Here is a 12,315-nt window from a genome sequence, read left to right on the forward strand (position 1 = left end):
GAAGTCCCCGTTTTTGGTCCCATCTTCGGGACAGGTGTTCTTTTTTGATCTGTTTTGATCTGGAGGTCTTTGATGATCCATGTTTCTCCCGAACTTTCCATTCTGGTGGCCGCATTGCTGCTGATTCTCAGCATTGTCACCAGCAAACTCTCAGGCCGTCTGGGTGTTCCCGGATTGTTGTTGTTTCTGATCATTGGCATGGTGGCAGGCAGCGAAGGGCCCGGAGGGATTGCCTTTGCCAATTACACCATCACCCAGTTTGTGGGCATCATCGCACTGGTGTTCATTTTGTACACAGGCGGAATGGAAACCCACTGGAAAAGCACCAAACCCATTTTAAGAAGAGGCATTGTGCTGTCCACATTCGGTGTGTTAATCACCACCGGGGTGGCAGGATATGCCGCAATGGTGCTGTTTCACCTGCCCCTGATGCAGGCCTTGCTGATGGGGGCTGTGGTGGCATCGACAGATGCCTCCGCGGTGTTCAGTGTGCTGAAAGAGCGGGCACTGGACCTCAAAGGCAGCATCAAACCCCTGCTGGAATTTGAGTCTGGCAGCAACGACCCCATGGCGGTCTTTTTGACCATCGGCCTGATTGAACTGATCAAACACCCGGACCACCCGTGGTATTCCATCATTCCAGAGTTCATTCAGGAGATGTCCATCGGGGCCATATTTGGACTGGTGCTGGGGCGCTTTGCCGTGATGCTGTTCAACCGCAGCAACCTGATGTTTGATGGACTGTACTCGGTGCTCAGCCTGGGTCTGGCTTTGCTGGTGTACGGCATCACCACGGTGGCTGGAGGAAGTGGTTTTCTGGCGGTGTATCTGGCCGCCATTGTGATTGGCAACAGTGAATTCATTCACCGCAAGAGCATCATTCACTTCCACGACGGCATTTCCTGGCTGATGAGCATTGGGATGTTCCTGATTCTGGGACTGCTGGTTTTCCCGTCCCAATTGCTTGCGGTGGCCCAGCCCGCCATGCTGCTGGCCCTGGTCCTGATGTTCCTGGCCCGGCCTCTGAGTGTTTACCTGAGCACGCTCTTTTCCAAAATGCCTTTTGCAGAGAAAACCATGGTGGCCTGGGTGGGCCTCAGGGGTGCCGTGCCCATCACGCTGGCCACCTTTCCCCTGCTGGCTGGCGTGGAACACTCCCAGACCATCTTCAATGCTGCTTTCTTCATTGTGCTTTCTTCCATTCTGATTCAGGGCACCAGTTTGCCTCTGGTGGCCCGCTGGCTCAATGTGGGCAGCAAAAGCTCCAAAGAAAAACCCATGCCTCTGGATTACACCCCGACAGGGCGCAACAAAAACGACCTGCAAGAAATCACCATCCCAGAACATTCTCCTCTGAATGGTGTGCGCATTGTGGATGCCCACCTGCCCGAAGAGGCCCTGCTGGTGCTGATCCTGCGCTCAGGTGAGTACGTGATCCCCAGGGGGTCCACAGAACTCCACACCGGAGACACCCTGCAGATCCTGGGGTCCAGGGCTGCCATCGAACTGGTCAAAACCATGCTGCAACCCATCCCCAAAAGCTGAACCCTCCCCTGAAGGCCACAAATGCCAGCAATGCTACTGAAAGATGCAGGACTTCTTCTAAGCTTCAGACAGCATGGAAGAAACCATCAAGCACTGGACCAACATTCTGGCCTTTGTGACCGAAGGGGTGGCGGGCCTGATCATTGGTTTTGCCATTGTGCAGGCTGCCTGGAAAACCCTGAGGGTGATGTTTTCCCGTCCTGGGGTTCCAGACCGCGGCCAGGAAGAAGTGCGTCTGAAGCTGGCCCGCTGGCTGGCAGTGGCCCTGGAATTTGAGCTGGCCGCCGACATTCTGCGCACCGCTGTGGCCCCCACCTGGGATGAAATTGGAAAGCTGGCCGCCATTGCAGCCCTGAGGACCCTGCTCAATTATTTTCTGGAACGGGAAATCCAGAGCCATGCCAGAGCAGAAGCAAAAGGCATTCAAAAAACCGAAGACCAGAAATTTTAAGCTTTCTGGTCTTCTTGCGTTGGGCTTTGTGGCCCTGTTTCTATTGCTCTGCTTTATTGCTCAACCGTTTCAGGTTTTTCAGCATCCTGGGTGTGGGTGGAGTGATCTGCCCAGGGGTCCAGCACGCACTTGATGCAGTTCTCGTGTTTGTGCTTGAAGATCTTGTATGCCTGCGGAGCCTCATCCAGGGGCATGCGGTGGGTGATGATCACCGAAGGGTCAATGTCCCCATCCTGGATGTGTTTGAGCAGGCGGTCCAGGTAGCGGTGAACGTGGGTCTGTCCGGTGTGCAGGGTCAGGGCCTTGTTCATCAGGGAGCCCAGGGGGATCTTGTCTCCCAGACCTCCATACACGCCAGGGACGCTGACCGTCCCTCCTTTGCGGCAGGCCATGATGGCTGCCCTGAGCGCATGGGGGCGTTCGGTTTCCAGCACGCGGGTGGTCTGCTTGACGGCATCTGCGACGCCCATCAGTCCGGTGCCGTGGGCTTCCATGCCAACTGCGTCCACCACACTGTCCGGGCCACGCCCTCCGGTCAGCATCTTCAGTTTTTCAAACACGTCTTCTTTTTCGTAATTGAGGGTCACGGCTCCAGCCTGACGGGCCAGATCCAGACGTTCCGGGAAGCGGTCAATGGCGATCACCTGCTCTGCGCCCAGCAGAAATGCACTGCGAATGGTGAATTGACCCACAGGACCACAGCCAAAAACAGCCACGGTGTCTCCAGGATGGATGTTGCAGTTCTCTGCAGCCATGTGACCCGTTGGGAAAATGTCCGTCAAGAACAGCAATTGATCATCTGAAAGGTGATCGGGGACTTTGAACAGGTTGGCATCTGCAAAAACCGTGCGGGCATACTGGGCCTGACCACCTGCATATCCACCCGTGATATGGGAGTACCCATAAATCCCTGCGGGTGAGTAACCCCACATGGTTTCTGCCAGTTTAAAATTGGGGTTGCTGTTGTCACAGAGAGAAGTCAGGCCCTGCTGACAGTACCAGCAGTGTCCACAGCTGATCGGGAAGGGCACAATCACCCGGTCACCGACCTGGATTTTTTTGACCTCGCTGCCCACCTCGACCACTTCACCCATGAATTCATGTCCGAGGATGTCTCCATGCACCATGCTGGGCACATACCCGTCCAGCAGGTGCAAATCCGAACCGCAAATGGCGGTCGAGGTGACTTTAACAATGGCATCGGTGGGTTGCAGGATCTGGGGATCGGGCACCGTTTCAATGCCCACCCGGTTCACACCCTGCCAGACCAGAGCCTTCATGAGGTTCTCCCGTTGTCAAACAGTTTCGCAAGCCCTTCGCTCAAAAGACCCTTGCGACCACTGGATTGCCCTTCGGTGGTGGGTTCCAGTCCCACTTCCAGCAGCCTTTTCAAACGTCTGAGGTCATGTTCGACCTGCTGGGCAGGCTCTTCTCCGAAAAGCCTTGCCACCCCTGCCCCCAGGGTTCCGGCAGGTGGATGGTAAATCAGGCTGACCCGCACTTCTGTTCCCCTGCCCTGGGGAGCGGCCCTGAATTCCACATAACCCTCGTTGGGAACAATGGATCCTTCCACAGACCGCCAGGCAATTCTTTCACCGGGAGCATCTTCCACAATGTCTGCATCCCAGGAAACATGGGTTCCTGCAGGGGCTTTTGCCACCCAGTGGGAGCGGGTTTGTGTTTCTTCTTTCACGGACTCCAGGTGGCTCATGAAGCGTGGAAGGTTTTCAAATTTGCGCCAGAAGGCGTACAGCTGTTCCACAGGAAGGCCAATGGTCACTGCTTTGTCAACTTTGATGTCGTTGCTCTCGGTGCGTCGAATTTTGGCAAGGGTGTTGTAAGGGCTTTTGCCCATGGCTGCACTGGACACCATGATGGCTCCGGCACTGCTGAGGAAAGCCCTGACCCTGCCCGTCCTCTGCAGGCCCAGCAGGATCAAACCTGCCCCCAGGCCTCCCACAACAATGCGTTCTGCAGGACTGGCGTTTTTGATGCTGATCCTCTGGGTGTTGGGTTTGAGTGCGGTCATAAAACCTCCTTGATCCATAGAAGATCCATAGAAAAAAGTCTGCTGCTTTGATTGGACAGACACACCGTCCAGAACAGCAATTCCAGCTTAGGGTTTGCCATGCGTCAAAGACGACACAGAAGATTGACTTTCAGGGTATCAGGAGGTTTACAGTCAAGATTGTACGAAAAGCAGAACCATCTTCATGGTTGTTCTGGAGCAAGGGCAGGATGACCAGGGCGCAATTCGAATTGATCACAATGGTGGGTGGGGAGAACACACGGCAACCTGTCAATCCCAGCCCAGACGAAAGGATATTTGGGGGATCTCAACAGGATGAGCCTATCATTTTCTGTTTCAGCGTAACAGGCGTAACCTTCAGCACTGGCCTCAAATTTTGCGCCCCACTTGCAGGTGGCACAACACACAAAATAAAAATCCTGGTTGTATTTTTCAATTTTGCTTCCTTCAATCCATTCATCTGTAAAGATCCTTGCATTATTTAGACTCATTTCAGAATTAACATAAGGATACTCCCTCAAATACTGGATTTTAAAGCAAAAAACAGATTCTTGAGGCGAATCTCTTGAAATCAGTACTGGTAAATCAAACTCAAAATATCCCTCGAAAATCCAATTGTCGCCAATCGAGATGTAATCCAGAGCGCAATCAATTTTTAAGCCAAACAACTCAAATCTAATCCAGTCAGAATAAATGGCAATGTTGAACTCTATCGTCCCATCTGTTGAAATGTACCTGCCTTTGCTTTCCCTCATGCTGCTGATTGTAGCTGAGGAGGGTCAGCGTGTCTTTACCCTCTCCCCCAGCAACCTGAGTCCCATGAACACCACAAACACCGTTCCGCCTTCGTGGGCAATGACCCCCAGAGGCAAAGGCACCTTCCCAAACACGCTGAGGATGCCGACCACCACAATGATGGCAAAGGCAAAGGTCAGGTTGAAGATCACGGTCTGGTTGGCTTTGCGGGCCAGTCTGACTGCGCCAGAAAGCCTCGTGAGGTCTCCGTTCATCAAGACCACGTCTGCACTTTCCATGGCGATGTCGGTGCCGCTGGCCAGAGAGATCCCAATGCTGGCGGCATTGAGGGCAGGGGCATCATTGACCCCATCTCCCACGTGCGCATTGGGGACGTTCAGGGCCTTGATCACATCCAGTTTGTGTTCGGGAAGCAGTTCTGCCCGGTAATCTTTGATGCCCACCTGGCGGGCAATTTCTTTTGCAACGCCTTCCCGGTCTCCGGTCAGCATGACCGGATTCACATCCAGTGCAACCAGCTCGTGAATCATTTCTCGGGCATCTTGCCTGAGGGTGTCTGCAATCCCGAGGAGCATCTGCACCTGACCCTCCACACCGTAAATGATGGTGCTCTTGCCCTGGTTTTCCCAGTTGCTCAGGGTGGCTTCCTGTTCAGGGGTCAGCACTGCGTTCATGCTGAGGGCCATTTTGCGGGTGCCTGCCCAGAAGGTGCGTTCTCCCTGTTTGCCCTGAATGCCCTGACCAGGAATGGCTTCCACATTTTGCAGATCCAGCTTTTCTGCAAATTGTTTTTCCTGAACATGCTGCATCACTGCAACTGCTACGGGATGTTCACTGTGGCTCTCCAGAGCGTCAATGCCCTTCCAGTTCTCTGTTTCTGTGCCAGAAACCTGCTGCACATCCGTGAGTCGCATTTTTCCGTGGGTCAGGGTTCCAGTTTTGTCCAGCGCAATGGTTTTGATGCGTCCCAGGATTTCCAGGGCTGCGCTGGATTTGAAAAGTACGCCTGCACGGGCACTGGCAGCCATGGCACTGAGCATCACGGCAGGGGTGCTGATCACCACGGCGCAGGGACTCGCCACCACCATGAAGGTCATGGCCCGGTACCAGGCAGCATCTATAGACAGGTTGAAGAGGTAGTGCAGCACAGCAAACACCACAGGAACACTGATCAGGACAGCAGTGGCGTAAGGGCTTTCCCATTTTTCTGCCAGGGTTTCGGTGGGACTTTTTTCGTGCTCGGCTTTTTCCACCAGTTCGATCAATCTGGCCAGCGTGCTCTCTCCGGCGGGTTTCAGCACTTCTGCCTCAATGGCCCCATTCAAATTGACGGTTCCCGAATACAGGGCACTCCCCTGCTGCTTGTCGATGGGCAGGCTTTCTCCGGTGATGGGGCTTTCGTCCACACTGGTTTGACCCCGGATCAGTCGGGCATCTGCAGCGATGCGTTCACCGGGTTTGACGATCAGGACATCTCCGGGCAGAATGTCGGACAGTTTCATCCAGCCCACTGTGCCATTTCTGCGCACGGTGGCCCCATCGGGATTCAGGTTCATCAGGGCTTCGATGGCCCGTTTGGTGCGTCCCATGGCCCAGTCCTGCAGGGTGTTGGACAGGCTGAACAGGAAGAGCAGGATGGCTCCATCTCTGGCCTCTCCGATGCTGGCGGCCCCCAGAGCAGCAAGCACCATCAGCAAATCCACGTCCAGTTTGCGTTCTTTGATGAGTTCGGTCAGGGCTTCTCTGGCTGCAGGAATGCCTCCGGTCAGGAAGGCCAGCAGGTATCCAGCGAAGGAAAGCCACTCTGTGCCCTGAAAAATCCATCCGACCAACAAACCCAGCAAGGTCAGGCCAGTCAGCATGAAACCTCTGCGGGTGCCTTCATCAAGGGCGGGTCTGGTGGGAGGGGTGGATGTGAAGGTCCGGGTGCTCTGCATGGCGAATTCCTTTCACAGTGTGCGTCTGGGAGGTGTTTGAAAAAAGGGCTTCAAATCCTACTTAACAGGAATCATTCTCAATAAGATTGTACCTTCAGGGGCGCTGCAACTCAACGCAGTAAGCCAATTTAATCAGGCGGGATACAGTGGCATCTGTCAGAAAACCCCCATCCAGAAATGTTTAAGGTCCGCTAAACTGGGGGCATACCATGACCGACTCTGTGATCCAGGCCCTGCGCACCGCCCTGCAAAACAGCCCCAGAGACGAAGCCCTGCTGGAACACCTGATCCGCCTCCTGCTGGACAGCGAACAGCAGCAGGAGGCCCTGGAGCACACCCGCCACTGGCTGGGGTTCAATCCCACCAGCACCAGAGCCCTGGTTTTCGCTGTTCAGGCCAGCGAAGCCGTGGGAGATTTGCCCACTGCCCAGAGCTACCAGACCCTGCTGAATGCCCTGAATGCTTTCCAGCCTCAGGGGGCAGCAAAAGCAGCCGTGACGGTCAGCGATTCAGGCACTGCAGAAAAACTGGTGCATGCCCAACCAGAAGCCCGAAACGCCTTTGATGACCTGTGGGACACCCAGCCCAGCAGCACCACCCTGGAAGATGTGGCCGGAATGCAGCAGGTCAAGGACCGCATCCACAGGACGCTTCTTGGTCCGTTGCGCAACCCCGGTCTGACCTCCATGTATGGCAAATCCCTCAGAGGCGGAATGCTGCTGTATGGCCCTCCTGGATGTGGAAAAACACACCTTGCCAAAGCCATTGCAGGCGAGATGCAGGCCCGCTTTCTCAGCATCTCTTTAACGGATGTGCTGGACATGTACATCGGGCAATCTGAGCACAATTTAAAAGGGCTTTTTGATTCTGCCCGCAAGCGCACCCCCTGCGTGCTGTTTTTTGACGAGATGGACGCCCTGGGCCGCAAGCGCAGCCTGGTCAGGAACAGCAATTCCAACGCCATTCACCAGCTTCTGATGGAACTGGACGGCAAGGAAAACAACGATGGATTGTTTGTGCTGGCCGCCACCAATGCCCCGTGGGATGTGGACGCTGCCCTCAGGCGTCCGGGCCGTCTGGACCGCACCATTCTGGTGTTGCCCCCAGACAGAGAGGCACGGCTTGCCATTTTGCAGATGAACTTCAGAAACAAGCCCACTGAAAATCTGGACCTGAACTGGCTGGCCTCCCAGACCGAGGATTACTCTGGTGCAGACTTGAAGCACCTCTGCGACACCGCCACCGAATATGCCCTCTCAGATTCCCTGCGTACGGGCGTGCCCAGACCCATCCGCAAACAGGATTTGCAGACGGCTTTTCAGGAGGTCAAACCCAGCACCAGAGAGTGGTTCGAGCTGTCCAAAAACTTTGCCCTGTATGCCAACGAAAACGGTCTTTACGACGAGCTGGAGAAATACCTCAAGGCACGCAAATTCATCTGAGGCCCCCATGCACCCATGACCAGCAACCATTTTCAGAGGGGCAAACAACTGATTGAACTGGGCAGGCTGGACGCTGCAAAAACCGAGTTCGCCAGCATGCTGGCAGAAGATCCCAGAAGTTCTACAGCGCACTGTTATCTGGCTTATGTGCTTTACCTGCAAAGCCAGCATGACGAGGCCATGAAACACCTGCAAACTGTGTTTGCAGAAGACCCCCACAACGCCTGGGCTTACCGGATTGCCTCTTCGGTGATGCGCAGGAAAAACCAGCTGAAAAAAGCAGAAAATTACGCCCGCACCGCCCTCTCTTATGAACCAGACGGGGTTTACGAGCACATCAACATGAGCATCGTGCATCTGGTGTACTCAGAGGACCAGACCTCCATGCTGCTCAGAAGGCAGGTTCTGGACCGATTGAAACTTGCCCGTGAACATGCCGAGAAAGCCCTTTCTCTGGATCCGGCAGAGCCAGACGCTTACCATCAGGCTGCACTGGTGGAACTGCGTCTTTCCGGTGTGGACACCCGAAAAAAAGCGCCCCATTTGCAGCAGGCACAGACCTACCTGGATGAAGGCCTGAGGCTGCAGGCAGACCACACCACCCTGCTGGTTCTGAAAAGCCAGATCCATGACGCCCAGTCCCAGCGGAACCAGTCCATTCAGGTGGCCATGGATGCCATGCGCAACGACCCGCAGAATGCACGGGCACAGGGACAGGTGCAGGCCTTGCTGGACGACATGTCGCGCCTGAATGGCTGGGCAGGTGCGGGTCTTTTTGTGGCTGTGACCGCCAAACTCACCGCCTACATGTTTGAAGAATGGGGCTGGATCAAAGCCCTGCCCCTGTGCTTGCTGGGCGGCATTCTGGGCTACAGTTCCCGGATCTGGCTGACCCAACTGGAAATCCAGCGCAGGAAAAAGCAGGGCAACATCACGGCTCCTTTTGAAACGGCTTTCAACCAGTGGAAAAAACCCTACCAGAGAGCGTTTCCCATCCTGCTGGCGTTTTACCTGCTGTTCTGGACCCTTGCCCTGCTGGCCCAGCCACACACACGCTTGATGGAACTGCAGAACCTGCTGTATGAACTGTCCAGAATCCTGCTGCTGGCAGGTCTGGTGGTGGTGCTGGGCCAGGGCTACATCAGAAACGTCAGGAACCGTGTGGTGGGCGGACAAAACCGCCTTGTGGGTTTCTTGCAGGCTTTGTGGATGCTGCGCATTGTGCTGGTGCTGGGGGCACTGGGGTTCTATCTGGTCACTTTGCTGCCTGACACGTAATTTTTCTGCGGTTAAATGTACCCCAGTTAGTGACAACAATGTTTGGATGGTTTTCAGCGCATCTCAGACAGGAAGACGTATCATAAATGAGCAAGCAAAAATGCAGGAACAAGAACCTGCACTTCTGAGAATTCCTGAGGAGGATCACATCCATGGCGAAGAACCTGTTTGGCGCTAGAGAAGTGCTCACTGAACAAAACGGTCAGAAAGTGTACTACTACCGCCTCGACAAACTGCAAGAACTCGGGCATGACATCACCCGTCTGCCTTTCTCCATCAAAGTGCTGCTGGAAAGCGTCCTGCGTGAAGCCAACGACTACGACGTGACCCAGGACGATGTCAAAAACGTCGCCAACTGGAAACCCCAGAACGAAGAGATCGAAATTCCCTTCAAACCCGCCCGTGTGATTTTGCAGGACTTCACCGGTGTGCCTGCCGTGGTGGACCTTGCCGCCATGCGCACCGCCATGGTCAAGATGGGTGGCGATCCCAAAAAGATCAACCCCCTGATCCCCGTGGACCTGGTCATCGACCACTCCGTGCAGGTGGATGAATTCGGCACCGACCTGGCACTCATTCACAACATGGAGCTCGAGTTCGAGCGCAACCAGGAGCGTTACGAGTTCCTCAGGTGGGGCCAGCAGGCCCTGGACAACTTCGGTGTGGTTCCCCCCGCCTCCGGCATCGTGCACCAGGTCAACCTGGAGTACCTCGCCAAAGGCGTGCAGGACCGCCCTGAAGATGATGGCGTGGTCGTGTTTCCCGACTCCCTGGTGGGCACCGACTCCCACACCACCATGATCAACGGCCTGGGCATCGTGGGCTGGGGCGTGGGGGGCATTGAAGCCGAAGCCGTGATGCTTGGTCAGCCCATCTACATGCTGATGCCCGAAGTGGTGGGCTTCAAGATCACCGGAGCCCTGCCCGAAGGCGCAACTGCAACTGACCTTGCCCTCACCGTCACCGAAATGCTGCGCAAAACCAACGTGGTGGGCAAATTCGTGGAGTTCTACGGCCCCGGTCTCTCCAACATGACCCTGCAGGACCGTGCCACCATCGCCAACATGGCCCCCGAATACGGTGCCACCATTGGCTTCTTCCCTGTTGATGATGAAGCCCTGCGCTTCCTGCGCCGCACCGGCCGTCTGGAAGACGAAGTGGAATTGGTGGAGAAATACCACAAAGCCCAGGGCATGTTCCGCACCGATGACCTGGAAGATCCCCTCTTCACCCAGACCATTGAACTGGAACTGAGCACCGTCAAGCCCTCCCTGGCAGGCCCCAAGCGCCCACAGGACCGGGTGAACCTTGACGACATGGCTTCTGTGTTCAACCACGCCCTGGTGGCTCCCATCAAAGAGCGCGGCTTTGAACTGCCCGCAGAGAAACTGGATGCAAAAGGCACCATCACCGGCACCGACATCCAGATCGGACACGGCGCAGTGACCCTGGCCTCCATTACGTCTTGCACCAACACCTCCAACCCCAGCGTCCTGATCGCTGCCGGTCTGGTGGCCAAGAAAGCCGCAGAGCGTGGCCTCACCAGCAAACCCTGGGTGAAAACCTCCCTGGCCCCCGGAAGCCGCGTGGTGACTGAGTACCTGGTGGCCTCTGGCCTGCAACCCTACCTGGACCTGATCGGCTTCAACACCGTGGGTTACGGCTGCATGACCTGCATCGGCAACTCCGGCCCCCTGCCTGACCGCATTGTGGACGCCATTCAGGAAGGCGATCTGGTGGCTGCCTCTGTGCTCTCTGGCAACCGCAACTTTGAGGGCCGCATCAACCCCCACATCAAGGCCAACTACCTGGCTTCCCCACCGCTCGTGGTTGCTTACGCCATCTTCGGCACCGTGGCCAAGGACATCGCCACCGAGATGCTGGGCATCGGCAAAGACGGCAACCCCGTGTACCTGAAAGACATCTGGCCCACCAGCAAAGAAATTCAGGACATCATGGACCAGACCATCAATGCCGAGATGTTCCGCAAAGTCTACGAGGGCATCGAGAAGTCCAACCAGATGTGGAACAACATCCCCATCACCGAGGGCGAACTGTTCCAGTGGGACGAGGACTCCACCTACATCCAGAACCCCCCCTTCTTTGACGGTCTGGCCGGAGAACCCGGTCCCATCAAATCCATTGAAGGGGCACGCCTGCTGCTGAAACTCGGCGACTCTGTCACCACCGACCACATCAGCCCCGCAGGTTCCTTCAAGGCCAACACCCCCGCCGGTAAATTCCTGGTGGCCAGCGGTGTGGAGCCCAAGGACTTCAACAGCTATGGTTCCCGCCGCGGCAACGACCGCGTGATGACCCGTGGCACCTTCGCCAACATCCGCCTGAAAAACCAGCTGGCTCCCGGCACCGAAGGCGGTTTCACCACCTACTTCCCCACCGGAGAAGTCACCACCGTTTACGAGGCTTCCGAGAAGTACAAAGCTGCCGGAACCCCCCTCGTGGTGATCGCAGGCAAAGACTACGGCATGGGATCCAGCCGTGACTGGGCTGCCAAAGGCACCTTCCTGCTGGGCGTGAAAGCCGTGATCGCCGACTCCTTCGAGCGCATCCACCGCAGCAACCTGGTGGGCATGGGCGTGCTGCCCCTGCAGTTCAAGAAGGGCGAAAACGCCGACACCCTGGGCATCGATGGCGATGAGATCTTCGACTTCGATGTGCCCGAGGACCTCAAGCCCCGCCAGGACATCAAGGTTCGCCTGACCGACAAAGACGGCAACAAGCGCGAGATCATCGTGACCTGCCGCATCGACACCCCTGTGGAAATTGACTACTACCGCAACGGTGGCATTCTGCAGACCGTGCTGCGCCAGCTGCTGAAATCCGGCGTCAAAGCCTGAGGTTTCACTTCCAAAACAC

At 56.0% G+C, this 12,315-nt stretch carries 9 protein-coding genes; 5 read left to right on the forward strand and 4 right to left on the reverse strand.

Annotation, left to right across the window (positions count from 1 at the left end):
• The first annotated feature begins 72 nt into the window (after positions 1–72).
• Complete coding sequence (locus tag IEY52_RS00135; RefSeq protein ID WP_188998002.1) at positions 73–1,545, forward strand: potassium/proton antiporter; 1,473 nt, start codon at positions 73–75, stop codon at positions 1,543–1,545.
• 73 nt (positions 1,546–1,618) lie between these two features.
• Positions 1,619–1,996 carry a DUF1622 domain-containing protein gene (locus IEY52_RS00140; RefSeq protein WP_188998005.1) on the forward strand — a complete coding sequence of 126 codons (378 nt, stop codon included), beginning with the start codon at positions 1,619–1,621 and terminating at the stop codon, positions 1,994–1,996.
• A 53-nt stretch (positions 1,997–2,049) separates the two neighbouring features.
• On the opposite strand, the gene IEY52_RS00145 is transcribed toward IEY52_RS00140, so the two are convergent.
• The 4 genes from IEY52_RS00145 to IEY52_RS00160 form a co-directional block, all read right to left on the reverse strand.
• The gene (locus IEY52_RS00145; RefSeq protein ID WP_188998008.1) at positions 2,050–3,276 is read right to left on the reverse strand and encodes a zinc-dependent alcohol dehydrogenase; all 1,227 of its coding nucleotides are present in this window, start codon (positions 3,274–3,276) and stop codon (positions 2,050–2,052) included.
• Entirely contained in the window at positions 3,273–4,025 is a 753-nt protein-coding gene (locus IEY52_RS00150; RefSeq protein WP_188998011.1) for an SRPBCC family protein, read from the reverse strand. The genes IEY52_RS00145 and IEY52_RS00150 overlap by 4 nt, the downstream gene beginning before the upstream one ends.
• 182 nt (positions 4,026–4,207) lie before the next feature.
• Entirely contained in the window at positions 4,208–4,780 is a 573-nt protein-coding gene (locus tag IEY52_RS00155) for a hypothetical protein (RefSeq protein ID WP_188998015.1), read from the reverse strand.
• A gap of 24 nt (positions 4,781–4,804) precedes the next feature.
• Positions 4,805–6,718, reverse strand: coding sequence for a heavy metal translocating P-type ATPase (locus IEY52_RS00160; protein WP_188998018.1), 1,914 nt, complete (start codon positions 6,716–6,718; stop codon positions 4,805–4,807).
• A gap of 209 nt (positions 6,719–6,927) precedes the next feature.
• Between IEY52_RS00160 and IEY52_RS00165 the strand changes: the two genes are divergently transcribed.
• The 3 genes from IEY52_RS00165 to acnA all read left to right on the forward strand — a co-directional run bounded on the left by IEY52_RS00165 (position 6,928) and on the right by acnA (position 12,296).
• Positions 6,928–8,160, forward strand: coding sequence for an ATP-binding protein (locus IEY52_RS00165; protein ID WP_188998022.1), 1,233 nt, complete (start codon positions 6,928–6,930; stop codon positions 8,158–8,160).
• Between the two features lie 15 nt (positions 8,161–8,175).
• Positions 8,176–9,438 carry a tetratricopeptide repeat protein gene (locus IEY52_RS00170; protein ID WP_188998025.1) on the forward strand — a complete coding sequence of 421 codons (1,263 nt, stop codon included), beginning with the start codon at positions 8,176–8,178 and terminating at the stop codon, positions 9,436–9,438.
• A gap of 152 nt (positions 9,439–9,590) precedes the next feature.
• Positions 9,591–12,296, forward strand: a complete 2,706-nt coding sequence (gene acnA / locus IEY52_RS00175; protein WP_308424985.1) for an aconitate hydratase AcnA — start codon at positions 9,591–9,593, stop codon at positions 12,294–12,296.
• Positions 12,297–12,315: the final 19 nt, after the last annotated feature.

The sequence above is a fragment of the Deinococcus roseus genome, from assembly GCF_014646895.1.
Taxonomy (GTDB): Bacteria; Deinococcota; Deinococci; order Deinococcales; family Deinococcaceae; genus Deinococcus_C; species Deinococcus_C roseus.